At 68.4% G+C, this 23,434-nt stretch carries 20 protein-coding genes; 12 read left to right on the top strand and 8 right to left on the bottom strand.

Annotation, left to right across the window (positions count from 1 at the left end; genetic code table 11):
• Positions 1–351 (top strand): transposase (locus ABB55_RS20655; RefSeq protein ID WP_152982281.1); only part of this gene is annotated, 351 nt, incomplete at its 5' end.
• 540 nt (positions 352–891) lie between these two features.
• Here the strand turns inward: ABB55_RS20655 and ABB55_RS20660 are convergent.
• Positions 892–3,066: a cytochrome-c peroxidase gene (locus ABB55_RS20660; RefSeq protein ID WP_054360492.1), complete on the bottom strand. Its 2,175-nt coding sequence runs from the start codon at positions 3,064–3,066 to the stop codon at positions 892–894.
• 394 nt (positions 3,067–3,460) lie between these two features.
• On the opposite strand from ABB55_RS20660, the gene ABB55_RS20665 reads away from it, so the two are divergent.
• Positions 3,461–4,147 (top strand): NUDIX hydrolase, encoded by a 687-nt coding sequence (locus ABB55_RS20665; RefSeq protein WP_083463801.1) that lies wholly within the window; start codon positions 3,461–3,463, stop codon positions 4,145–4,147.
• A 143-nt stretch (positions 4,148–4,290) separates the two neighbouring features.
• On the opposite strand, the gene ABB55_RS20670 is transcribed toward ABB55_RS20665, so the two are convergent.
• The 3 genes from ABB55_RS20670 to ABB55_RS20680 form a co-directional block, all read right to left on the bottom strand.
• Positions 4,291–5,472, bottom strand: coding sequence for a pyridoxal phosphate-dependent aminotransferase (locus ABB55_RS20670; protein ID WP_054360493.1), 1,182 nt, complete (start codon positions 5,470–5,472; stop codon positions 4,291–4,293).
• Between the two features lie 101 nt (positions 5,473–5,573).
• Positions 5,574–7,163 (bottom strand): OpgD/OpgG family glucan biosynthesis protein, encoded by a 1,590-nt coding sequence (locus tag ABB55_RS20675; RefSeq protein ID WP_054360494.1) that lies wholly within the window; start codon positions 7,161–7,163, stop codon positions 5,574–5,576.
• 231 nt (positions 7,164–7,394) lie between these two features.
• Positions 7,395–7,937, bottom strand: a complete 543-nt coding sequence (locus ABB55_RS20680) for a MarR family winged helix-turn-helix transcriptional regulator (protein ID WP_160321281.1) — start codon at positions 7,935–7,937, stop codon at positions 7,395–7,397.
• Positions 7,938–8,125: 188 nt separating this feature from the next.
• On the opposite strand from ABB55_RS20680, the gene ABB55_RS20685 reads away from it, so the two are divergent.
• From ABB55_RS20685 to ABB55_RS20695, 3 genes are all read left to right on the top strand, one after another.
• Positions 8,126–9,298, top strand: coding sequence for an ABC transporter substrate-binding protein (locus ABB55_RS20685; protein ID WP_054362207.1), 1,173 nt, complete (start codon positions 8,126–8,128; stop codon positions 9,296–9,298).
• A gap of 133 nt (positions 9,299–9,431) precedes the next feature.
• Entirely contained in the window at positions 9,432–9,887 is a 456-nt protein-coding gene (locus ABB55_RS20690) for a cupin domain-containing protein (protein ID WP_054360496.1), read from the top strand.
• Positions 9,888–9,920: 33 nt separating this feature from the next.
• Positions 9,921–11,162: a flavin-dependent oxidoreductase gene (locus ABB55_RS20695; protein ID WP_054360497.1), complete on the top strand. Its 1,242-nt coding sequence runs from the start codon at positions 9,921–9,923 to the stop codon at positions 11,160–11,162.
• A 1,472-nt stretch (positions 11,163–12,634) separates the two neighbouring features.
• Here ABB55_RS20695 and ABB55_RS20700 read toward each other — a convergent pair.
• The gene (locus tag ABB55_RS20700; RefSeq protein WP_054360498.1) at positions 12,635–13,309 is read right to left on the bottom strand and encodes a Crp/Fnr family transcriptional regulator; all 675 of its coding nucleotides are present in this window, start codon (positions 13,307–13,309) and stop codon (positions 12,635–12,637) included.
• A gap of 196 nt (positions 13,310–13,505) precedes the next feature.
• On the opposite strand from ABB55_RS20700, the gene ABB55_RS20705 reads away from it, so the two are divergent.
• Positions 13,506–14,723 (top strand): aminotransferase-like domain-containing protein, encoded by a 1,218-nt coding sequence (locus tag ABB55_RS20705; RefSeq protein ID WP_054360499.1) that lies wholly within the window; start codon positions 13,506–13,508, stop codon positions 14,721–14,723.
• A gap of 8 nt (positions 14,724–14,731) precedes the next feature.
• Here the strand turns inward: ABB55_RS20705 and ABB55_RS20710 are convergent, their stop codons facing one another.
• Positions 14,732–15,739 (bottom strand): helix-turn-helix domain-containing protein, encoded by a 1,008-nt coding sequence (locus tag ABB55_RS20710; protein WP_054360500.1) that lies wholly within the window; start codon positions 15,737–15,739, stop codon positions 14,732–14,734.
• Between the two features lie 200 nt (positions 15,740–15,939).
• Between ABB55_RS20710 and ABB55_RS20715 the strand changes: the two genes are divergently transcribed.
• From ABB55_RS20715 to ABB55_RS20740, 6 genes are all read left to right on the top strand, one after another.
• On the top strand, positions 15,940–17,094 hold the full coding sequence (locus ABB55_RS20715; protein ID WP_054360501.1) for an amine dehydrogenase large subunit: 1,155 nt from the start codon (positions 15,940–15,942) through the stop codon (positions 17,092–17,094).
• A gap of 1 nt (position 17,095) precedes the next feature.
• Entirely contained in the window at positions 17,096–17,653 is a 558-nt protein-coding gene (locus tag ABB55_RS20720; RefSeq protein WP_054360502.1) for a MauE/DoxX family redox-associated membrane protein, read from the top strand.
• A gap of 66 nt (positions 17,654–17,719) precedes the next feature.
• Entirely contained in the window at positions 17,720–18,313 is a 594-nt protein-coding gene (mauD, locus tag ABB55_RS20725) for a methylamine dehydrogenase accessory protein MauD (RefSeq protein WP_054360503.1), read from the top strand.
• A gap of 34 nt (positions 18,314–18,347) precedes the next feature.
• The gene (locus ABB55_RS20730; protein WP_200912051.1) at positions 18,348–18,887 is read left to right on the top strand and encodes a methylamine dehydrogenase light chain; all 540 of its coding nucleotides are present in this window, start codon (positions 18,348–18,350) and stop codon (positions 18,885–18,887) included.
• Between the two features lie 58 nt (positions 18,888–18,945).
• The gene (locus ABB55_RS20735) at positions 18,946–19,392 is read left to right on the top strand and encodes a c-type cytochrome (protein WP_054360504.1); all 447 of its coding nucleotides are present in this window, start codon (positions 18,946–18,948) and stop codon (positions 19,390–19,392) included.
• Complete coding sequence (locus tag ABB55_RS20740) at positions 19,389–19,898, top strand: c-type cytochrome (RefSeq protein ID WP_054360505.1); 510 nt, start codon at positions 19,389–19,391, stop codon at positions 19,896–19,898. The genes ABB55_RS20735 and ABB55_RS20740 overlap by 4 nt, the downstream gene beginning before the upstream one ends.
• A 253-nt stretch (positions 19,899–20,151) precedes the next feature.
• Here ABB55_RS20740 and ABB55_RS20745 read toward each other — a convergent pair whose 3' ends face one another.
• Positions 20,152–21,264, bottom strand: a complete 1,113-nt coding sequence (locus ABB55_RS20745; protein ID WP_054360506.1) for a hypothetical protein — start codon at positions 21,262–21,264, stop codon at positions 20,152–20,154.
• 414 nt (positions 21,265–21,678) lie between these two features.
• On the bottom strand, positions 21,679–23,409 hold the full coding sequence (locus ABB55_RS20750; protein ID WP_054360507.1) for a thiamine pyrophosphate-binding protein: 1,731 nt from the start codon (positions 23,407–23,409) through the stop codon (positions 21,679–21,681).
• Between the last annotated feature and the right edge of the window lie 25 nt (positions 23,410–23,434).

Below are 23,434 nucleotides of genomic sequence, written 5' to 3' on the forward strand. Positions count from 1 at the left end.
TCCATCCCCGGCATCGGCCCGGTCGCCGCAACCACGCTCCTCGCCCTGATGCCCGAGCTCGGCCGCCTCTCGCCCAAGCAGATCGCCGCCCTCGCGGGCCTCGCCCCCTTCGCCCGCGACAGCGGCCGATTCCGCGGCCAGCGATCCATCCTCGGCGGACGCAAACGCGTCCGCGACGCGCTCTACATGGGCGCTCTCGCGGCCATCCGACATTGCCCCCGTTTCAAGACCTTCTTCCAGACCCTCCGGGATGCCGGCAAGCCCTTCAAGCTCGCCCTCGTCGCCGTCAGCCGTAAACTCCTCGTCACCGCCAACGCCGTCATCCGAGACCAGATTCCTTTCCACGCATGAAAGGTCTCGACACAGTTGCCGGCTCTCCGCTTACGCTCCGGCCGGGAATGCGGCCCTTCGGGGGTGGTGCGCCCGTTCCCCGAACTTTCCGCTCGCTGGTTCTATTCGTTGCGAGAAGTGGGGCCGGCCCCAATCTCCCAGCGTATCCCCGGACAAGGCCCGAAGGGCCGCCGATCCGGGGCCTTATGCGATCGCAGCCGCGTCGAAATCTTGATGAGAACCAATGCCTTGCGGCACGTCGCCCGGAGAGTGGGTCTCGGCTCTGCGCTGCGCTCCGGCCGGGAATGCGGCCCTTCGGGGCGGTGCGCCCGCTGCCCGATCTTTCCGCTCGTTGGTCCGCCGCGTCGGGAGCTGCGGGGTTTGCCCCCAATCTCCCAGCGTATCCCCGGACAAGGCCCGTGAGGGCCGCCGATCCGGGGGCCATGGGGATCGCGGCTGCGCCGAGTTCACCTGGGGCGGTTCCGTCATGCGGCTGGCCGCCGGCGGAGGGGGCTCCGTCCGGCGGCGGGGGGCCTGGCGCGGTTCGAGGGGCCGAACCCGCTATTGGACGATCCGGTTGACGGTCGTCTGGGTGGTGCCGAACAGGTCGCCGTTGTTGGCGAAGCAGGGCTTGCCTTCGGCGGCGAGGCCGTCGGTGCCGGTCACCGGCAGGGTGCGGGCGAGATCCGGCGCGCGGTAGCCGGTCTTCATGCCCGAGGGATAGTGGTGGCCGTTCATGAACAGGAGCGAGGGGTGGTCGAACGGTCCTTGCTGGCAGGCGACGCGGTTGTCGGTCAGCGACTTCAGGAATTCGATCAGGTCCGTGCGCTGGGCCGCGGTCAGGCCGAGCGGGCGCATGTCGGGGTCGGCGTTGGAGCAGGTGTCGTCGAAGCCCGAGGTGTCGCTGGTCGGCCCGCCTTTGCCGGTGCAGGTCGCGCCGGTGCGCCGGTTGCCGCCGCGATTGTAGAAATCGATCACCTGGGTCAGATCGGCGAAGCCGCCATTGTGCATGTAGGGCGGCGTCAGCGCGACATTGCGCAGGCTCGGGACCTTGAAGGCGCCGTCGACGGCCGTGCGCAGCTTGAACGCCTGGGCGGACTCGGGCAGCGCCGAGCAGGGCTGGCCGACCAGGAGGTCCTTGTTGAAGGGGATTTCGAACCGGCACGGATCGACGCCGGCGAGCTGCGCGCGGTCCGGCACCGGGCCGTGCAGCAGCGCGGTGACCGCCTGCCGGCTGAAGGAGAGCGGATAGCCGTAGGGGTCGAGGCCGCCGACGCCGATATCGTTGCGGGTCGGCGTGACGCCGATATTGTGGAAGCCGGCATCGACCAGTGCGGCGCCGCCGTCGACCATGCCGATCCGGTCGATCGGGCTCAGCGGCGCCCCCTTATAGGCCGTCGCGTCCGAGAAGGCCGGGCCGGTATGGCAGCGGCTGCAGCCGCCCTGGCCGTTGAAGACGGCCATGCCGCGCCGGGCCGCCGCCGACAGGGTTCCCGCGTCGTAGGGGGTCCGGTCGGAGACCAGGAGCAGTTCGTATTCCTGGATCGCCAGCCCCCAGAACAGCGAGAAGTTCAGTTCGACCTGACGATATCCGGCCGGATCGGCGACGACGCGGCCGTCGAAGGCCAGCTTGTAGGTGCCGCTCGAGGCCCAGTATTTCGGATTGAAGGCGCGCTGGATCAGGGCCTGATAGGTCGTGTTGAGGCCGGCCTGCTTGGCGCTGCCGACGAGCGGCGCATAGGGCGCGCGCGTCACCGAGAACAGGCTGTCCTTCGGATGCACCGTCTGGATCGACAGCGGGCGCAACGCCAGGAGCTTGCGGCCGATATCCGCGAAGGTCCGGCCGGCGCAGGACATCTCGAAGAAGGACAGCGGCGGCGCCACGGCCTGCGAGGCCAGGCTGGCATTGGCGATCGAGACCTTCTGCAGCGCGAGTTCGCCCGGCGTCTGGCCGACGACGATGCCGACCGTCGGCTGCGTGTTGCTGCGCTCGCCGAGATGGTCGACGCCGTTGAAGACGTTGTTGGCGCGGCCGTCCCAGAACTGGCGGGCATTGAAGGCCGCGTTGATCACCGACGGCGTGTTGCGCAGCTGGACGTGGCGATGCACCACGCGCACGCCGCCGACCGCGGCGTGGAAGGGATCGGCCGTGTTCAGGGTCTGGGTGCAGGTCTCGGTCAGCGCGCCGAGCGCGCCCGACCAGGCCGAAACGCCGTAGGTGTTGACCATCGGGGCGGTCGACTTGAAGGTCCCGCCATAGGAGCCCTGCGAACTGAACACGTCGTTGGTCGTGAACAGAACCGCGGAATTGCGGTCGGCGGGGTTCGACAGGACATGGAACGGGAAGTCCGCCGCCACCGCGGTGGCGTTCGGCCCGAAAGCGGCCTTGGCGTTGGAGCGGCGCGGGCCGAAGGTGTCGGCCGCGAAGCGGCGCAGCGTATCGAATTCGCCGCCGGGATTGACCTGATTGATCGCCCGGATGTCGGCGCCGGCGGCGAAATGGCAGCTCGCGCAGGCATTGCCGTCCGAGCCGACCTTGTTGTCCCAGAACAGCGCCTTGCCCAACTGGGCGGCCGCCGTCCGGTCGACGATGATGTCGCCGGTATCCGGCACGATCGGCCCGTTGGCGGCGGTCAGCGGCTGGATGGGCGCCGCCGTCAGGGCCCGCACGACGCCCGGCATCAGCACCGTCGCAACGACGAGTCCGGTCGCCATCTTCACAGTCAAGATCTTCATGAAACGCTTCCCCAATGTCGTCGGCGGGAACACCACAACCTTGCACGGGGATGATCTGTATCGCGCAGATCGAATAATTTAACTGAGTTTTAATGAAATATTAGTCACTGGTTAACCTCTATGGTTACCTGCATGGGTTGGCTGGCATCGGCCTGTTCGGGCGTGGCCGGCCGCACTTGCAGGACGAGGGGCGGACGGATGGGCGCGGGATGCTTCGGCGCCCGATCCCGATCGTCCGCGCGGCAGGTGCTTGACGAAGCCGGTCCGGCGCGGCCCTGTGCGGGGGCGGCGGCGCCGATCCGGCGCGCCGACTGCCGGACCATGTCGGCGGCTCCTGCCTCCGCGCCGGTCTCGCCATGCCGGTCACGTCGCCTCGCCTTCGCCAGGAGAACCCATGCCGCATACCGCCGCCGTGGAGACCGAGGGCCGGCCGATCGTGACGGTGGACGTGGCGCTGTTCACGCTCCTGCCGGAGGAGGGCCTCGCCATCGTCCTCGGCACGCGCGACCGGGACCCCTTCGCGGGCCGGCCCGCGCTGTTCGGCGGCTTTCTCCGGCCCGGCTCGGACGGCAGCGCGACCGACGCGGCCCATCGCCTCCTGGCCGAGAAGGCGGGGCTGGCGGATGTCTTCGTCGAACAACTGATGACGTTTTCCGGGCCCGATCGCGACCCGCGCGGCTGGTCGGTCTCGATCGCCTATTACGCGCTGGTGCCCTTCGGGCGCCTCGCCGAGGCCCGGCCGGGCCTGGCGGTCTGGCCGGTCGGCCGGATGCCGCCGCTGGCGTTCGATCACGATCGGATCGCCGCGGCGGCGCTCGCCCGGCTCGGCGGGAAGGCGTCCTACTCGACCCTGCCGGCCTTCCTCCTGCCGAAGACCTTCACGCTGCCGGAGCTGAAGGCGGTCTACGAGGCGGTGCTCGGCACGGCGCTCAACGACAGCGCCTTCCGCCGCAAGGTGATGGAGATGCGCATCCTGGAGGAGGTGCCGGAGAAACGCGGCGCCACCGCCGGCGTCCGTCGCCCGGCCCAGCTCTGGCGGCTGGCGGCCGACCGGCTGGTCGAGTTCGACCGGACGGTGTGATCCGTCCGGCCGGGCCGTATCGACCCGTCCGGTGTGATCCGTCCAGCCGAACCGTATCGATCCGTTCGGTGTGATCGGTCCGGCCGAACCGTATCGACTCGTCCCGTGTGATCGGTCCGGCCGAACCGTATCGATCCGTCCGGTCAGGCCGCGTTGCGGCGTTCCAGGAAGGCGCGGATGCGGTCGAGCGCCTTCAGGATATTCTCGGTCGAGTTGGCGTAGGAGAGCCGGATATAGCCCTCGCCGTAGACGCCGAAATCCGGACCGCCGATGGTGGCGACGCCGGCATCCTCCAGGAGCGCGGAGGCCAGCGGCTTGGCCTTCCAACCGGTCTTGGAGATGTTCGGGAAGGCGTAGAAGGCGCCTTTCGGGGTGGCGCAGGTCACGTCCGGCAGCCCGTTGAGCCCCTCGACGACGACCTTCCGGCGACGGTCGAACTCGGCGACCATGTCGGCGACGCAGTCCTGCGGGCCGGTCAGCGCGGCGATGCCGGCGAACTGGGCCGGGGCATTGACGCACGAATAGGAATTCACGGCCAGCTTGCGGGCCATCTCGTAGAGCCGGTCCGGCCAGATCGAGAAGCCCATGCGCCAGCCGGTCATGGCATAGGTCTTGGACCAGCCGTCGAGCAGGATCAGGCGGTCGCGGATCTCCGGATAGGAGAGCAGCGAGACATGCGCCTCGCCGTCATAGACCATCTGGCCGTAGATCTCGTCCGACATGATCGCCACGTCGGGGAAGCGGGCGAGGCCGGCGACGAGCTTGTCGATCTCGGCCTTCGGGGTGACGCCGCCGGTCGGGTTGGCGGGCGAATTGACGATGATCAGCCGCGTCGCCGGGGTGATCAGCGCCAGCGTCTCGTCGGCCGAGAAGGCGAAGCCGTTCTCCTCGCGGATCGGCACCGGCACGGCCTTGGCGCCGGTGAACTCGATCATCGAGCGGTAGATCGGGAAGCCGGGATCGGGATAGAGGATCTCCGCGCCCGGCTCGCCGAACATCAGGATCGCCATGAACATGGTGACCTTGCCGCCCGGCACGATCGTGATCCGCTCCGGGCTGACCTCGGCGCCGAGCCGGCGATGGATGTCGGCGGCGACCGCCTCGCGTAAGGGCAGGATGCCGGTCGCGGGCGTATAGCCGTGATGGCCGTCCCGCAGCGCCTTCACGGCCGCCTCGACGATATGCTCAGGCGTGCGGAAATCCGGCTGCCCGATGCCGAGATTGATGATGTCGCGGCCCGACGCGGCCAGCGCGGTGGCCCGCGCCAGCACCGCGAAGGCGTTTTCCTCGCCGATCCGGTCGAAACCCGCGATGGTCTTCAGCATGGACGTTCCCCTGTTCTTGGCCGCGGCCTTCATAGGGCCTTGCGCCGATCAGGGGAAGGGCAGCAGGGCGGCTGCGACGTGCGGTCCGCCCTGCCGGAATCTCAGCCCATCTGCTGCGGATGCAGCTGGTAGAGCCAGGTCTCGGAAAGCGCGGTCTCGCCGTTCTTCAGGAAGCAGCGGATGTCGACCGGCTCGGGTCCGTCGGCCTGGATGTCGAACTGGACGCGCCAGTTCTTGTTCCACGACGTGGTCTCGACGAAGACCGCGCTCAGCGTGCCGCGCGAGGGCGTGATCACGGCCTCCGGCTTCACGTCCTTGGGCAGGGTCTCCAGATTGGTGCCGCCGCCGAACTCGATCACGATGCGCTTGATCTCGGGCGGATTCTTGCGGGTATAGGGGAAGCCGCCGCGGCCGATGCGGGTGGTGATGGCACGCGCAAGGCTGGTCGCCGGCTGCGGCTCGTCGGCGTTCCAGTGCAGGCGATAGCGGAAGTCGAGCGCGTCGCCGGCCTTGATCGGCTCCTTCGGTACCCACAGACAGACGATGTTGTCGAAATCCTCGTGGTCGGTCGGGATCTCGACCAGCTGGATCGAGCCCGCCCCCCAGGCGCCGATCGGCTCGATCCACAGCGACGGCCGGCGCTCGTAGTTGAGCCAGCGGTCGAGATAGGCGGAAGCGTCGCGGCTGCGCTGCATCAGCCCGAAGCCGCGCGGATTGTTGTCGACGAAGGCCGAGGTGGAGACGCGCGGCGGATTGACCAGCGGCCGCCAGATGCGCTCGCCGGCGCCGGTGAACATGGCCAGCCCGTCGGAATCATGCGCCGCCCGGCGCCATTCCAGCTGGTAGCCCTTGTTGGCCTCGTTGAACCAGAACATCGAGGTCATCGGCGCGATGCCGAGCTTGCCGACCGCCTTGCGCATGAAGAGCGCATTCTCGACATCGATCACCACGCCCTCGGCGCGGCGCAGCACGAACTTGTAGGCGCCGGCGATCGAGGGGCCGTCGAGGAGCGCGTAGATCACCACCGGCTGGCGCTCGGCGGTGGCCGGCTGGATGTAGAATTCGGTGAAGTCCGGGAACTCCTCCGGCGTCGGGCTCGCCGTGTCGATGGCGACGCCGCGCGCCGACAGGCCATATTCGCCGTTGGCGCCGATGGCGCGGAAATAGGAGGCACCGAGGAAGGCGGCCCAGTCCTGGGTGCGCCAGTCGGCCCGGCTCTTCGCCTCCTTGATCTGGAAGCCGGCGAAGCCGGAATCCTCCGGCAGCTTCTGCGCCGGGCTGTCCTCCGGCATGTCGAAATATTCCGGCTCGTAGAGCACCTCGCGCGCCTTGTCGGCGTCGATGGCGTGCATCCGGATCGCCTTCGGGAAGTAGCGACCGATCGGGAAGAAGCTGATCGGGTAGCCGCCGGACTCCACATTGAGCGCGTAGTCGGTCTTGAAGCGGATCTTGCCGTGCGCGGTGTAGTCGATCTGCTCGACGATCTGCGGGGCGGGGCGGTAGGGCGCCTTGTAGGGCTTGCCGGCCATCTCGCGCGCCCGCTTGACCAGGCTGTCCCAGGAGAACGGCTTGGCGGGGCCGAATTTCAGCGGGATGGCCTGGGCGTCGGTCGGGATCAGGCCGAGGCCGGCGGCGAAGGCCGTGGCGAAGGAGGCCTGCAGCAGGTCACGACGGGAAAGGCGCTTGGTCATCGATGGGGTCCGGAGCGGGAGGGGCGGTCGCAGATCTTCTAGCGCAAGTTCGGTCGGGACGGAAACGGCCGGCCGACATGGAACCGGTGCCGCACGCGAACGCGAAAGGCCAACGCCGCCGCTCGAAAAACGCTGCGGCAGCCTCGCCTTGCCGTTCCCGGCGGGACGGCGGTCGGATGCGCCGCAATCGCGGCTGAAACTTGACGCCCGTGCCGAAAAGTCAGCGAACGGTCAGCTTTCGTCGCGAAGATTCTCCGCCATGCGCGCGAGCAGCCGCATCAGGCCCTCCGCCTCGCCGGCGCCGATGCCGGTCAGCGCCAGTTCGGTCTGCGCGCGCACCGTCGGCAGGATGCGCACGAAGAGCCGGCTGCCGGCCTCGGTCAGGCCGAGCACGACGCTGCGCCGGTCGGTCGCCCTCGGCGTGCGCGAGACCAATCCTTCGGCCTCCATCAGCTTCAGCGTATGGGTCAGCGAGGTCCGGTCGACCGAGGTCGTATCGGCGAGCTGCTGCATCGAGCAGCCCGGCTGGTCGTTGAGCACGGCCATGATCCGCCAGCGCGCATAGTCGACGCCGAACGGCTTCAGCTCCGTGTTCAGGCGCCGGTTCCGGTGCGCCATGATCTGACTGAAATAATAGAACAGATGGTCGCGCAGCGGGAAGGCGTCGGCGCCCTCGGCCGGCGCGCCGGCGGGGCTCGCCGCCATGTGCGATGCGGCGGCGGGGGGCGGGGCGGGTCGCCTGGCCTTCGGGTCGGTCGGGGCGCGGTCGGTCACGGTCGCTCCGGGGCGGGGTCGGGAGGCGCCGATCGTCGGCGACCTCGGGAGAACCCGTATATTATGTTGACTTCCACCTAATTTTCCAAGCATGCTGTGCGCAGTTTCCCGCATGCGTCCTCCGGTGGCCGAGGGGTACCGGATACGCGGGCATGTCGCCCGCCGGCGCCGAACCGGAGATCCGTGCCATGTTGAGAGCGTCCGCCGTCCTTCCCGTGCTTGCCGCCGCGCTTCTGGCCGCCGTTCCGGCGAGTGCCCAGGACAAGGTCAAGATCGGCGTCGTGGTGACCCTGTCGGGGCCGTCCGCGGTGCTCGGCGCCCAGGCGCGCGACGGCTTCAACCTCGCGGTCAAGACGCTCGGCGGCAAGCTCGGCGGCCTGGAGGCGGAGGTCATCGTCGCCGACGACGAACTGAAGCCGGACCAGGCGGTGACCAAGGTCAAGGGCCTGATCGACCGCGACAATGTCGACTTCGTCGTCGGCCCGATCTTCTCCAACGTGCTGCAGGCGATCCACAAGCCGGTGACGGACTCCGCCCGCGCCATCCTGATCAGCCCGAATGCCGGCACGTCCAATTTCGCCGGCAAGCAGTGCAATCCGAACTTCTTCGTGACCTCCTACCAGAACGACCAGGTGCACGAGGTCCTCGGCAAGTATGCGCAGGACAAAGGCTACAAGTCCGTCGTCCTGATGGCGCCGAACTACCAGGCCGGCAAGGACTCGCTGGCCGGCTTCAAGCGCCACTACAAGGGCCAGGTGCTGGACGAGATGTTCACCCCGCTCGGCCAGCTGGATTTCTCCGCCGAGCTGACCAAGATCGCCGCCGCCAAGCCGGAGGCCTTCTTCACCTTCATGCCGGGCGGCATGGGCGTCAATCTGGTCCGCCAGTATCGTCAGGCCGGCCTCGCCGCCATCCCGTTCCTGTCGGCCTTCACGACCGACGAATCCACCCTGCCGGCGCAGAAGGACGATGCGATCGGCTTCCTCGGCGGCGCCAACTGGGCGCCGGACATGAACAATCCGCAGAGCAAGGCCTTCGTCGCCGCCTTCGAGGCCGCCTACGGCTCGGTGCCCGGCACCTATGCCATGCAGGCCTATGACGCCGCGCTTCTGATCGACAGCGCCATCAAGGGCGCCGGCGGCAAGGTCGGCGACCGGGCCGCGCTGACCGCGGCCATGAAGAAGGCCGACTTCACCTCGCTGCGCGGCAAGTTCCGCTTCGGCAACAACAACTATCCGATCCAGGACTTCTACCTGGTCAAGGTCGCCAAGCGCGCCGACGGCAAGTACCAGACCGAGATCGCCGAGAAGGTCTTCGCCGACTATGTCGACGCGCATGCCGGCGATTGCCCGATGAAGTGATCTCCGCCGGGACGGGGCGGTGGCCATGAGCGGACGGAAAGGCTGCGACCTGAGATCGCTGGCGCATCTGATCCGCCGGGCGGCCGCCCGACTCGGTGCCGGAAATCGTATTGCGTATGAAAGGAAAGCCCCGATGATCCTGGCTCCCGGCATCACCAAGGCGGGTGAAGGCCTCGACAACATCCGCTGGAACATTCTCGGCCAGACCTATGTGCCGAAGGAAGTCAGCGAAGCCTCGTTCGGCTGGCACGCCACCTTCCCGGCCGAGACCTTCGTGCCGCCGCATATCCATCCGACCCAGGACGAGTTCATCTACATGCTCGAGGGCCGGCTCGACCTGGTCCTCGACGGCCGCGAGGCGGTCGCGCGGTCGGGCGATCTGGTGCGCATGCCGATGGGCATCCCGCACGGCATCTTCAACAAGTCCGGCACCACGGCGAAGTGCCTGTTCTGGGTCGCGCCGACCCGCCGGCTCTACGACCTGTTCTGGGCGATCCACAACATGCCCAGCCAGACGCCGGCCGAAGTGGTCGCGCTGGCCGCCAAGCACGAGGTCGATTTCCTGCCGCCGCCGGACGCGCAGGAGTGACGGCGCCTTCCTCCGCGTATTCGGGAGAGTGACATGACGGTTCTCATCGTCGGCGGCGGCATCGGCGGGCTCACGCTCGCGCTCATGCTGCACCGCAAGGGCATCCGCTCGGTGGTCTACGAGCAGGCGCCGCAGATCCGCGAAGTCGGCGTCGGCATCAACGTGCTGCCGCATGCCATCAAGGAACTGGCCGCGCTCGATCTGCTGCCGGCGCTCGACGCGGTCGCGCTGCGCACCAAGGAGCTCATCTACATCAACCGGCTCGGCCAGAAGATCTGGGCGGAGCCGCGCGGCCTCGACGGCGGCTTCGACTATCCGCAATTCTCGATCCATCGCGGCCGGCTGCAGAAGCTGGTCCACGACGCGGTGATCGAGCGGCTCGGCCCGGATGCGGTCCGCACCGGGCTCCGGCTCGGCGGCTTCTTCCAGGACGAGGGCGGCGTGACGGCGCATTTCGTCGACAGCCGGTTCGGCAAGTCGAGCGAGACCGTGCGCGGCGAGGTGCTGGTCGGCGCCGACGGCATCCATTCGGTGGTGCGACGCTATTTCTATCCCGAGCAGGGCCGGCCGAGCTGGCAGGGCGTGCTCTTGTGGCGCGGCGCCACCGAGTGGCCGAAATTCCTGACCGGCCGCTCGATGTATATCGGCGGCGGCATGGGGGCGAAGCTCGCGCTCTATCCGATCGCGCCCGGCTCGACGCCCGAGACGCGCCTGACCAACTGGGCGATCGGCATCCGCGTCGCCGACCCGGCCGCGACGACCCCGCCGGTCGACAGCTGGTCGCGCACCGGCCGGATGGACGAGGTCGTGCCCTATGCGGCGCGCTTCAAGGTGCCGGGGGTGGATGTGGAGGCGCTCGTCCGCGCGACATCGACCTGCTGGGAATATCCGATGTGCGACCGCGATCCGCTGCCGCGCTGGAGCTTCGGCCGGGTGACGCTGCTCGGCGACGCCGCCCATCCGATGTATCCGGTCGGTTCCAACGGTGCCGCCCAGGCGATCCTGGACGCGCGCTGCCTGTCCGACATGCTGGCCCGTTCGGAGCATCCGATGCTGGCGCTGTCGCTCTACGAGGAGGATCGCCTGCCGAAGACCGCCGAGATCGTGCGGCTCAACCGCACCGGCGGCCCGGAACGGGTCATCGACGAGGTCGAGCGCCGCGCCCCGTCCGGCTTCGACTATATCGAGCAGGTGATGAGCCCGGCCGAGCGCGACATGATCGTCAAAGGCTATGCCGGCAAGGCCGGCTTCGCCCTGACCCAGGTCAACCGATAGCCGATCCCATCGCCGCGGCCGGCTCCCCCGGCCGCGGCGATGCTCGAGTCCGTCCGGGTCTCACCCGCGGAGCCGTGGGTTCGGCCGTTCTACGACAATCTCCCATCGCATTCCCGGCCGGAGCGCAAGCGGAGAGCCGGGACCCACTCTGCCGGCGATGTATCGCAAGATTTTGAATTAACTTGTGAATCTAACGCCCGCTGCGATACAAGTAGGCCCCGGATCGGCGGCCCTGACGGGCCTTGTCCGGGGATGCGTTGCGAGAGCGGGGCAGGGGCGGCGGGCTCCAACGCTTTCCTGCTCGATAACGCTTCCCTGCTCGATGCGCGCGTCGAGCGCCAGCGGCGGCCTCCCCATTGGCCATCGCCCGCGCCGGAATGCCCTCCGTCCACCGGAACCATCCCCCCGAAGGGCTGCATTCCCGGCCGGAGCGCAAGCGGAGAGCCAGGACCCACTCTCCTGGCGACGTGCCGCAAGGCTTTGATTCGAATTGCGATCCTGACGCCCGCTGCGATGCGAGTAGGCCCCGGATCGGCGGCCCTCACGGGCCTTGTCCGGGGATGCACCGGGAGATCGGTGGGGAGCCCTCGCATTTGAGAAGGCACGCGCAATCTCGCACCGCATTCCCGGCCGTAGCGCCAGTGGAGAGCCGGGATCAGCTCTGCTGCCAACTTGCAGCAAGATTCTGATTTAATTGGCGATCTTGATGCCGCCGCAGGGCGAGTGGGCCCCGGATCGGCGGCCCTTCGGGCCTTGTCCGGGGATGCGGCCCGCGAGATTGCGGCGGGTCCCCTGATCCAGGAAAGGGCACGCGATGGATTTGGGAATAGATCCGCGATCTCCCATCGCATTCCCGGCCGGAGCGTAAGCGGAGAGCCGGGACCTACTCTGTCGGCGACGTGTCGCAAGGTTTTGATTTAACTGCTGAACCTGACGCCCGCTGCGCTGCGAGTAGGCCCCGGATCGGCGGCCCTTCGGGCCTTGTCCGGGGATACGTTGCGAGAGTGGGGCAGGGGAGGCGGGCTCCAACGCTTGCCTGCTCGACAACGCTTCCCTGCTCGATGCCCGCGCCCAGCGCCAACGGTCTTCTCCCCGTTGGCCATCGCCCGCTCCCGAATGCCCTCCGTCCAGCGGAACCATCCCCCCGAAGGGCCGCATTCCCGGCCGGAGCGTCAGCGGAGAGCCGGGACCCACTCTGCCGGCGGCTTGCCGCAAGGTTTTGATTTAACTGGTGAACCTGACGCCCGCTGCGATGCGAGTAGGCCCCGGATCGGCGGCCCTTCGGGCCTTGTCCGGGGATGCGTTGCGAGAGTGGGGCAGAGGGGGCGGGCTCCAACGCTTTCTTGCTGGATAACGCTTCCCTGCTCGATGCCCGTGCCCAGCGCCAGCGGCCGTCTCCCCGTTGGCAATCGCCCACTCCCGAATGCCCCCGCCCGCCGGCGCGGCGCATCCCGACGTCTCCCGTCCCCGCCTCACGTCTCGAAGCGCAGCAGGCGTTGGGGGTCGGGGGCGGTCAGGATGCCGTGGTCGGTCTGCACGACGCCGCGGCGTTCGAGCACCTTCAAGGCTTCGTTGGTGCTCTGGCGCGACAGGCCGCAGAGGAGCGCGATCTCCTCCTGGGTGATCTCCAGGTCGGGCGCCGGGTTCGGATAGAGCACCGGATCGTAGAGCCAGCCGAGCGTGCGGGCGACGCGCGACGCGGCGTCGAGGGTGCGGTCGTATTCGACCAGGGCCATGAACTGGCCGAGCCGCTCGTTGAGCTGGCGGACCAGGAAGCGGTTGAAGCCGACGGAGTGGTCGAGCAGCCAGGCGAAGGTCGCCTTGTTCATCAGCGCAATGCGCGTGTCGCGCAGGGCGACCACGTCGTATTGGCGCGGCTCGTCCTTCAGCATGGTGCCCTCGCCGAACCAGCCGCCGGTCCTGACCCCCGTGAAGGTCATGGCCTTGCCGGACTTGGCAATGGTCGAAACCTTGACCAGCCCGCGCGAAACGCCGGTCCAATGGTCGAAGCGATCGCCGCGATGCCACAGATAGGCGCCGCGCGGATAGGCCTTCTCGACGATGCCGCGCCGTGCGCGCTCGAACTCGTCGTCGGCGAGTTCGCGCGACCAGGCCGCGATGGCCAGAAACGTCTCCCCCGTGATCAACCCGATGCCCCGCCGCTGCGATCGACGGACCATAGACGAGGCCGGTCGGCAGGGAAATCCGGGGGCCTGCGATCCAGCCATCCAGGCGCGCGGACGGCACCATCCATTCCAAAAGGTAAGTCTTATTGACATAAATCCGCGGAGGTCTAAGGTCGCCATCCCTCGCCAGAAGGGGCCACCTCAGAAGGGGAATGTCATGGACTGGGAGAAACGATACGCCCGGCGCGCCGAACGGATGCGCGCCTCCGAGATCCGGGAGTTGCTGAAACTGCTGGATCAGCCCGACATCATCTCCTTCGCCGGCGGCATTCCCGACCCGGCCCTGTTCCCGGCCTCGGCCTTTGCGGACGCCTATCGCGACGTGCTCGGCGCCGAGACGGCCGGCACGGCGCTGCAATATTCGGTCAGCGAGGGCTATGCGCCGCTCCGGGCCTGGATCGTCGCGCGCATGGCCGAGATCGGCGTGCCCTGCGGGATCGACAACATCCTGATCACGTCGGGCTCGCAGCAGGGGCTCGACTATCTCGGCAAGCTGTTCCTGTCGCCGGACGACACGGCGCTGGTCACCTGGCCGACCTATCTGGGCGCCCTGCAGGCCTTCAACAGCTACGAGCCGCGCTACGACCGGCTGAACCCGGACGGCGGCAACATGACGCCGGCGGCCTATCGCGACGCGGCCGCGGCGGCCGGCGGCAGCGTCAAGTTCGCCTATCTGACGCCCGACTTCGCCAATCCGACCGGCGAGACCATCGACCGGACCCAGCGCGAAGGGGTGCTCGATCTCGCCGAGGCGCTGGATATTCCGGTCATCGAGGATACCGCCTATCTGCCGCTGCGCTACGACGGCGCGGCCCCGCCGTCGATCCTGGCGCTCGACATCGCGCGCACCGGCAGCATCGACGCCAGCCGCACCATCTTCTGCGGCAGCTTCTCCAAGACGCTCGCGCCCGGCCTGCGGCTCGGCTGGATCTGCGCGGCCGAGCCCCTGATCCGCAAGCTGGTGCTGATCAAGCAGGCCTCCGACCTGAACACGCCGACCATCAACCAGATGGTCATGCACCGGGTCGCGGACGCCGTCTACGCGACCCAGGTGCCGCGTCTCGTCGCCGCCTACCGCGCCAAGCGCGACGCCATGCTGGCCGCCCTGGAGCGGCACATGCCGGCGGGCGTCAGCTGGACGCGGCCGGAGGGCGGCATGTTCGTCTGGGTCACCCTGCCGGAGGGCTTCGACGGCGCCGCGCTGCTCGCCCGCGCGGTCGAGAGTGCCCGCGTCGCCTTCGTGCCCGGCCGCGCCTTTTTCGCCGACGGCTCGGGCGCCAACACCATCCGGCTGAACTTCTCGATGCCGCCGGTCGATCGCATCGACGAGGGCATCGCGCGCCTGGCCGGCGTGATCCGGGACAGCCGCCCTTAACGGCGGGATCAGGCCCGCGCGCCGCGCTTTCTCAGCGTCTCGCTCGGGCTCTCGCCGAACATGTCGCGGTAGAAGGCCGAGAAGCGGCCGAGATGCCAGAAGCCCCAGGCCATGGCGATGTCGGCTACGGTCGCGTCGGTGCCGGCGGCCGCCTTGAGGTCGCGGCGGGCGCCGTGCAGGCGGACATTGCGGATATAGGTCGAGGGCGACAGGCCGAGCGTCTCGGAGAAGCAGTATTCGAGCGTGCGCACCGAGACGCCGAGCCGGCGGGCCAGCACCGTCAGGGGCGGCGGCTCGGTTTCCGCAGCCTCGACCAGCGCCCGCGCCTCCGCGACGATCCGGTAGCGCTGGCTCGGACTGAGATCGGCGGCCGGCCGCTCCTCCGTGGCGAACAGGGACAGGCAGCGCCCGGCGATCAGGGCCGGCAGGCTCGCCAGGGCGGTCTCGTCGGCGATCATCGGGCCGGCCGCGGCCAGATCGCCGACCAGGCCCATCACCCAGGCGCCGAGCGCCTGCGCGGCCGGTCCTCCGACGATCGGGGGCATCCTGGCACGCGAGAAATCGTCCGCATCGAGGCCCCAGGACGGGCAGCGGTCGAGCTCCAGCACAACGGCGGAAAGATGCATGCGCTCGTGGCAGATGAACTCGTGCGCCTCGCCATGACGCAGCGTGAGGGCGGTGCCCTCGGCCGCCGGGCAGCCATGGAACAGGCCCGGTGCGCTGCTCGGCAGCGGGAAGCCGAGCACGAAGCTGTTCGGCGGCGGCGCCACATCCTGACGCAGCTTCAGGTTCGTGGTCTCGGCGAAGAGGGTGATGCCGGGCAGGCCGACCTGGGTCAGAAGGCCGCGAAACGGGCCGGCGTCGAGCTGCGTGTAGCACTGGTCCCAGCCCGACAGGGCGGCGGCGTGCTCGTCGATATCGGTCGAGCGCGTCTCCCGGCGCTCGACGCCGGCAGGAACGGCGGCAATCGGTCCGGTTTCGGAACCGTGCGCAGGGTTGCTGATCGGGACCCCCATGGGCCGCTCCCCTCGAGGCGGTCGGTCGGGACGGGCATGGTCCACCGTCCGATATAGAATAGGCAAGCACAAATGCGCGCCGTCCGGCGCCGAAAATTGGTGCGTTGCAGCAAGTGACGGATTGCGCAATGCGGATAGACCGGGACGGCAGGTCGACACTACGCTCCGATCCTCCGAAATCGGGCCCGCTCGAGGTGACCATGCGTCAGAACTCGCGAGAAGTCTTCGCCACGTTGCTGCTGGCGTCTGCCGCCGTCTTGCCGACCGTCGCGACGGCGGAAGATTTACGTCCCGAAAAGGTCACCGTCGCCAGACTCGACGCTGCAACGCCTCGTATCTATGCGGTCGACATTGCCATCAACCATATCGTGGACGGTCGGGCCTATGTGCTCAATCCCGAAACGTTGGAGATGATCGGTCTGATCGGGACCGGCTTTGCCGGCCAGTTCTACGTGCCGAAGGGCCGCGACGAAGTCTATGTCGCGACCAGTTACTATCCGAAACTGACGCGCGGCGACCGCTCCGACTGGCTCGAGGTCTACGATACGCAGACGCTGGAGCTGAAGAAGGAGATCCGGATCGTCTCCCGCCGGGCCCAGGCGCTGAACTATCGGCCGCTGATGCAGGCCTCCACCGACGGCCGCTTCATGTTCGTCCAGAACGCGACGCCGGCCACCTCGGTAACGGTGGTCGACATGAAGGCGGGCAAGCAGTCCGGCGAGGTGCCGAACCCCGGCTGCTACGGCATCTATCCGGCCGCCGCCAAGCCGAACGTCTTCTCGACATTGTGCGGCGACGGCACCATGCGCAGCTTCACGCTCGACGCGAAGGGCGCCAAGGCGTCCGCCAAGGCGAGCGCGAAATTCTTCGATGCCGACAAGGACGCCCTGTTCCTGCATGCCGAGCAGGACGGCGACACGCTGTGGTTCGTCTCCTTCCAGGGCGTCGTCCACAAGGTCTCGATCGCCGGCGAGACGGCGACGGTCGAGGACAGCTTCGCACTCGCCAAGGATGTCGAGGGCGACTGGCGGCCGGGCGGGTACCAGCCGATGGCGCTCGATGCCAAGGCCGGCATGCTCTACGTGCTGATGCACAAGGGCGGCGCGGAGGGCAGCCACAAGAACCCGGCCGAGGAGATCTGGGCGATCGACCTCAAGGCCAAGAAGGTCGCCGGCCGCTCGCCGACCCAGCCGGCCACGACCCTGGCCATCCTGCCCGGCGCCAAGCCGGCACTGTTCGGCGTCAACCCGATCGACGCCGCCGTGATCCGCTACGACATCGAGGCGGGCGGCGCCGTCAAGGAGACCAAGACCGCCAAGGTCGGCGAGGCCGTCATTCAGCTTGAGGGCAAGTGACATGGCGGCCGTCCTGATGCCGCTCGATCCGCTTCTGGTCGCCGCCGCGATCGGCCTGACCGTGCTCGTCTTCGCGCGCGCCGTCCTGCACAAGGCCTCCGATTTCGAGACCTTCCGCCAGCAGGTCGAGGACTATCGCCTGCTGCCGGCGGCGCTGTCCGGCCCGGTCGCCGTGCTGCTCGGTCTGGCCGAGGTCGCCGTGATCGCCGCGCTGCTCTGGCCCGCCGCCCGGATTGTGGGCGGGGTCGGGGCGATGGCGGTGCTCCTCGCCTATGCAGGCGCCATGGCGCTCAATCTGGCGCGCGGGCGGACCACGATCGACTGCGGCTGCGGCGGTCCCGGCCAGGCCATCTCCTGGACCCTGGTCGTGCGCAACCTGGTGCTCGCGGCCGTCGCCGGGCTGGTCCTGCTGCCCGCCGCGACCCGCCCGCTCGGCATTCTGGACATGATCGCCCTGCCGGTCATGGTGCTGACCACCTGGCTGGTCCTGGTCGTGATCGAGCAATTGGCCCGCACCTTCGCGCATATCCGCACCCTGCGCGAAAACGGCTTCGACTGAACTGCAGCGTTCCCATGGCGCCCGCCCGGGTGCCGATCGCCGCCGGTGGAAAGGGAGTTTCGCGTGATGGAAGGTCTCGTCGTCGCCGTCGGGCTGCTCTGGGTCCTGGTCGTCATCCTGGCCGTGGTGGTCTTCGCGCTCGCCCGTCAGGTCGGCGTGCTGTTCGAGCGGGTCGCGCCGATGGGCGCGCTGATGACCGATGCCGGCCCCAAGATCGGCGAGGCCGCGCCGCGCATGGATCTGGTCACGCTCACCGGCAAGCGCCTCGCACTCGGCGGGCCGTCGCCGCGCTCGACACTGGTCTTCTTCCTCTCGCCGACCTGCCCGGTCTGCAAGAAGCTGCTGCCGGTGCTGAAATCGGCGCGCACGGCGGAAGCCGCCTGGATGGACGTGGTGCTGGCCAGCGACGGCGACCGCCCCGCTCACGACGTGTTCGTGCGCGAGAAGGGGCTGGAGAGCTTCCCCTATATCCTCTCGACCGAACTCGGCATGACCTTCCGGGTCAGCCGGCTGCCCTTCGCGATCCTGATCGACGGCGCCGGCGTGGTCCGCGCCAAGGGCCTGATCAACAACCGCGAACAGCTCGAGAGCCTGTTCAACGCCAAGGAACTCGCCGTGCCGTCGATCCAGGACTACCTGGACCGTCCGGCCGTCTCGTGATCCGATCGAACCGCCGCCTTCCGGAGGCCCACCCATGCTGAGCCTGTTCAATCGTCTGATGTCCAAGATCGACGGCGCGACCGAGATCGTGGTCCGCCGCTCCGCGCAACTGCACGGCCGGCGCAGCGCGCTCGCCCATATCGGCAAGGTGATCGTCGGCGGCGCGGTCCTGCCGATGCTGCCGTTCGATCGCAGCGAGGGCCTGCGTGCCCATGCGGCGGATGCCGAACCGACCGATCAGGCCTGCGAATACTGGCGCTACTGCGCGCTGGACGGGTTCCTGTGCACCTGCTGCGGCGGCAGCATCTCGTCCTGTCCGCCGGGCGCCTCGGTCTCCAAGGTGACCTGGGTCGGCACCTGCCAGAACCCGAAGGACAACAAGTCCTACCTGATCAGCTACAACGACTGCTGCGGCAAGACCTCGTGCGGCCGCTGCCTGTGCAACTTCAACCTGCGCGAACGGCCCGGCTACCGGATGGGCGTTCACAACGACATCAATTGGTGCATGGCCGAGAAGCACGGCATGTATCATTGCACCGTCGCCGCCGTGGTGGGCATTTCGGATGCGGGCTGAGACGGTCCCGGTCTCCCGGGGGGCCGCCTCTTGCGTCCAACTCGGGGGGCGACGGGCCGTGGCGATCGCGCTGGCCGCGGGCCTCGCCGGCCTTGCCGGCCTATCGGGCGGCGCCGGAGCGGCCCGGGCGGCCGACGGCAAGGCGGTCTATGCCGCGGTCTGTCAGGCCTGCCACCAGGACGCCGGCAAGGGTGCGGCCGGGGTCGCGCCGCCGCTGAAATCCGCCGTCGTCAAGGCCACCACGGCCAAGACCCGGGACTATGTGCCGCTCGTGGTGCTGAACGGCCTGTCCGGTCCGATCGAAAGCGAGGGGCTTTCCTTCCAGACCGTGATGCCGCCGCAGGGACACCTCTCCGACGAGGAGATCGCCGCCGTGACCCACTACGTCACCCAAACCTTGAACGGCGCCAAGGGCGCAAAGGTCGACGCCAAGGCGGTCGCGGCCTTGCGCGCCGGCAAGGCGCCCAGCGCCGCCGACCTGCGCGCCATGCGGAGCCGGCCGTGACGCCCCGTCTGCCCATCTGGCGCGCTGCCGTCCGGCGTGCATCTGTCTGGCGCCGGGCCGCCTTGGCGCTGATGCTGGCCGTCGCCGGTGGTCTGGCGGCACGCGCCATCGACCCCGCGCAGGCCGGTCAGGACACGCCGGCGACGCTGTTCATGCTGCATTGCTCGGGCTGCCATCTGTCGGACGGATCGGGCTCGGTGATCGGGCGCATCCCGCCCTTTCCGAACATCGTCGGCAAGCACCTGCATCACCGCGACGGCCGGCTCTATCTCGCCAACGTGCCCGGCGTGATCAATTCCGGCCTACCGGACGAGGATACCGCGCGCCTCCTCAACTGGGTGCTCGACACCTGGGGGGCGAAGGACCGGCCGAAGGATGCGGCGCCCTTCACCACTGAGGAGATCGGCCGCCTGCGCGGCAAGACCGTCGACGACATCTTCGTACTGCGCAATCGGATCTCCGTCGACCTCAGACGCCGCGGCATTGATGTCGGGCGCTATCCGTAATACCGACGGTCATGGAATGATCGTCGGTATGCGATACGCGAATTTCTCATGTCCCTGACGCCTATGAGACATTCGCGTTGCTTCAACGGCCCGATGCGTCAGCATCCTGGGCCGGTGGTATCAGGCCCGCGATTTCCCGGGGTGGACGGCCGCACCGGTCGGGGCCCGCTGACGCACGCAAAGGGCCGGGCTTGGAGGCCCGGCCCGTCGGCGATCGGCAGGCATCATGCGGGCGGCGGGATCGACGTCGGGATCAGACCATGATCACGGACCCGAAACGGTCGATCCCGTTGGCGAGGGCCTGCAGCGGGGTCATCTCCGGCCTGCGATTGTCGAGACCGAAGCGCTCGTGCGGGTCGACCTTGACCGGCTCTTCCGGCTGGACGCCGTGCGGCACATGCATGTGCTTCTCGAAGGCATGCTTGAGCATCTGCAGCTTCTCGCTGCCGGTCGCCTTGTCGAAGCCGACCAGTTCGGCCCGGGCCTCCTCGTCGCTGATGAACATCGGCGCGCGCATGTCGTTCGGCGTGCGCGGGGTGTCCACCTTGGGGTGCGTCTCCGCATACTGCCGGCTCCAGTCCGAGAAGCTCTGCGTCGAGAAGAAGCGATTGTAGGCGAGATCGCAGTATTTGCTCAGGAACCCATCGAAGTCCTTGTCGTTCTTGTAGTCCTGGATGATCTTGTTCTGGGCAATGATGTAGTCATTGCCGCCGGCCTTCGTGAATGGATCGAGCGCCTTGTTGTTGATGCCGTTCTTCCACGAGTCTTCGTTGAGATCGTCGAGCATGGCGAGCATCATGCCGGCGCCGAGTTCCGGGGCGGGAACGCCGGCCCAGGCCTTGCGGTTCTCGGCCCGGCCGCCGACCTTGTGGCCGACCTGCACCAACTCGTCGAGCAGCCGCGTATTGTTCTGAAACAAATTGGTCAGGTCGCGGTCGTCGCGCAGGTCCTCGGTGAATTTCGAGACCGGGGCCATGTTCTCTTCGAAGGTGTCGAGCTTGTTCTTGATGTCCAGCACCTGCTGGTTCGTCATGCTCTTCCAGGCCTTCGCCTCCTTGTCGTAGAAAGGCTCGAGCAGCTTGGCGGCCCGTTCCTGCATCTGCGGGCTCTTGTCGCGCACATAGTCCTGGACGCTTCTGGCGACCATCTGCGTGCCGGCGACCTCGCGCTGCGGATTGGCCTTCTGGAACAGCGACCGGAACCCGCCCTTGTGGCCGTACACGACCACGCCGCCCTCGCCGTCGGCCTTGGCGCGGACATTGCCGGTCGGCTTGGCGTCGGCGAGCGTCGAGGCGATTTCGTTCAGGCTCGGGGCCTGCTTGCCGATCGTGGTCCGCGCGATCCGGTCGGGATTGAGATTGACCATGACGTTTACCCTCTCGTCCTTGCGCGACCTTCCATCAGACACCGCTTGGTGGGTGAGAAGCCGCGTAGCCATCCGTCTCGATGCCGCGACCTGGCGCATCCGCCGTCGCGATCGAATTCATGTTCAGTCGCCGACGATGGTCTTTCGATCGATCGGCGGCGTCTTGATGATCCGATGACTAGCATCGACGTCATGATCGGCTTGTCGCGAATGTGACAAGTCTCCGTCAGGCCCCTGGGGCCGATCGACTTTCCCAGCCTCTGCATCGGCAGCGCGCGCCCTGGGACGATCGTCGACGCGCGGGGCATGACGGCCGTCGATCAAACGACGGCGCCCCCGACCGGTTTCGATCCGGGGCGCAGGGCGGGGCGGGGTGGGGTCGGGCGGCTTCCCGCCGCCTGTGTCGAGGGCCGTTCAGAGCAGTCCGCGCCGCGCGCGTTCGGCATCGTCCCAGGCGGTCAGGGCCTGGAAATCCGGCACGAAGCCGAGGCCCTTCTTCGCATCCGACGACACGGCGGTCTGTGTCGTGACCACGTCGACCACCGCCGGCGCATTGGCGATGGCGCGCTTCAGCGCCGGGATCAGGTCGGCCGGATCCTCGACCCGCTCGCCATGGGCGCCGAGCGCGCGCGCCATGCCGGCATAGTCGGAATGGCGCAGGGTCGTGCCGACGACGCGGCCGCCATAGTTGGTCGCCTGGTCGAAGCGCTCGATGTTCCAGGCGGCGTTGTTGGAGACGACGACCACGATCTTCGCGCCGTGCCGGACGGCGGTGTCGATCTCCATGGCGTTGATGCCGTAGGCGCCGTCGCCGGTGACCGCGATGACTTGTCTTTCCGGCAGTGCCAGGGCGGCTGCGATGGCGTAGGGCACCGAGATGCCGAGGCAACCGAAGGCGCCGGCATCCATGTAGGTCTTCGCCTGCAGGCCGACGCGCGCGAAGCTGAGGAGATCGCCGCCGTCCGCGATGGCGATGAAATCCGGGTCGGCGACCGCTGCCAGCGCCTCGAAGATTGCGGCCGGATGCACCTTGCCGTCGCTGCCGCGGCTTTCCGCCGGCCCGCGCGGCCGGCTGCGCTCCTCGTGCTTGCGGCGCAATCCGCCGGTCCAGTCGCGGTCGACCGCCGGAGCGCGGTTGCCGGCGGCGGCCACGATGGCGTCCAGCGCCAGCGCCGGGGTGGCGAGCAGTTCCGGATCGCCGCGGCGATTGTCGAGGAGTTCGCCGGCATTGTCGGCGAGGCGCAGGAAGCGGGCATGCGGGAAGACCGCCGGCGAGCCGTAGCCGAGCTGGTAGTCGAGCTTGCGGCCGATCACCAGCACCAGGTCGGCCTCCGACATGGCGTTGGCGCGCACGGCGCCGACCACGGAAGGATGGTCTGCGCGCACCAGGCCGCGGCTTTCCTGGGTGTCGAGATAGAGCGCGCCGGAGGCATCGAGGAAGCGTTCCAGCGCCGGCCCGGCGTCGCGCGCGCCGCGGCCGGTGACGACCAGCGGCCGGCGCGCCGACCAGATCGCCTGCATGGCGGCTTCGATCGTACCGGCCTCGGGCGGGATGATGCGCGGAGGCTTCGGCCGCATCCAGTCGTCGAGGACGAGGTTCGGGGCGACCCGGGTCCTCAAGACGTCGGTCGGGATCTCGATATAGACCGGTCCCGGCTCGCCCATGTCGCCGAAGGCGCGGGCGACGGCCTCGTCCAACTCGCGGATCACCTGGTCGGCGACGCGCGCGGTGCGCGAGGTCCGCGTCACGGGCTTCAGGATATCGACATGGGGGATGTCCTGCAGCGGGCCCATATTGGCCTGCGGACGCGAGGTGCAGCCGCCGATCAGCAGAACCGGCATGCGCGCCAGCGAGGCGTTGGCGATGGCGGTGACGCAATTGGTCACGCCCGGGCCGGCCGTCACCATGGCGACGCCGAGCGTGCCGGTCAGTTCGGCATGGGCATGCGCCATGTGGACCGCCGCGCCCTCGTCGCGCACGTCGATGATGCGGATGCCTTCGCGGGCGACGAAGTCCCAGATCGGCTGGATATGGCCGCCCTGCAGGCCGAACAGGCGGTCGACGCCGCGCGCCTTCAGGAACTTGGCGATCCAGGCCGCGCAGCTTTCGGGATCGGAATTGAGGTCGATGACGGTTTCGGCCATGGGCGTGTCCTCGGATCGTTCTTGT

Source organism: Prosthecodimorpha hirschii, from assembly GCF_001305515.1.
Taxonomy (GTDB): Bacteria; Pseudomonadota; Alphaproteobacteria; order Rhizobiales; family Ancalomicrobiaceae; genus Prosthecodimorpha; species Prosthecodimorpha hirschii.

What these genes read in the sequence shown, in the direction of transcription:
- ABB55_RS20660 (WP_054360492.1), bottom strand. Translation starts at nt 3,066, where the DNA reads ATGAAGATCTTGACTGTGAAGATGGCGACCGGACTCGTCGTTGCGACG.
- ABB55_RS20705 (WP_054360499.1), top strand. Translation starts at nt 13,506, where the DNA reads ATGGACTGGGAGAAACGATACGCCCGGCGCGCCGAACGGATGCGCGCC.
- ABB55_RS20715 (WP_054360501.1), top strand. Translation starts at nt 15,940, where the DNA reads ATGCGTCAGAACTCGCGAGAAGTCTTCGCCACGTTGCTGCTGGCGTCT.
- ABB55_RS20720 (WP_054360502.1), top strand. Translation starts at nt 17,096, where the DNA reads ATGGCGGCCGTCCTGATGCCGCTCGATCCGCTTCTGGTCGCCGCCGCG.
- mauD (WP_054360503.1), top strand. Translation starts at nt 17,720, where the DNA reads ATGGAAGGTCTCGTCGTCGCCGTCGGGCTGCTCTGGGTCCTGGTCGTC.
- ABB55_RS20665 (WP_083463801.1), top strand. Translation starts at nt 3,461, where the DNA reads ATGCCGCATACCGCCGCCGTGGAGACCGAGGGCCGGCCGATCGTGACG.
- ABB55_RS20670 (WP_054360493.1), bottom strand. Translation starts at nt 5,472, where the DNA reads ATGCTGAAGACCATCGCGGGTTTCGACCGGATCGGCGAGGAAAACGCC.
- ABB55_RS20750 (WP_054360507.1), bottom strand. Translation starts at nt 23,409, where the DNA reads ATGGCCGAAACCGTCATCGACCTCAATTCCGATCCCGAAAGCTGCGCG.
- ABB55_RS20690 (WP_054360496.1), top strand. Translation starts at nt 9,432, where the DNA reads ATGATCCTGGCTCCCGGCATCACCAAGGCGGGTGAAGGCCTCGACAAC.
- ABB55_RS20745 (WP_054360506.1), bottom strand. Translation starts at nt 21,264, where the DNA reads ATGGTCAATCTCAATCCCGACCGGATCGCGCGGACCACGATCGGCAAG.
- ABB55_RS20675 (WP_054360494.1), bottom strand. Translation starts at nt 7,163, where the DNA reads ATGACCAAGCGCCTTTCCCGTCGTGACCTGCTGCAGGCCTCCTTCGCC.
- ABB55_RS20695 (WP_054360497.1), top strand. Translation starts at nt 9,921, where the DNA reads ATGACGGTTCTCATCGTCGGCGGCGGCATCGGCGGGCTCACGCTCGCG.
- ABB55_RS20730 (WP_200912051.1), top strand. Translation starts at nt 18,348, where the DNA reads ATGCTGAGCCTGTTCAATCGTCTGATGTCCAAGATCGACGGCGCGACC.
- ABB55_RS20685 (WP_054362207.1), top strand. Translation starts at nt 8,126, where the DNA reads ATGTTGAGAGCGTCCGCCGTCCTTCCCGTGCTTGCCGCCGCGCTTCTG.
- ABB55_RS20710 (WP_054360500.1), bottom strand. Translation starts at nt 15,739, where the DNA reads ATGGGGGTCCCGATCAGCAACCCTGCGCACGGTTCCGAAACCGGACCG.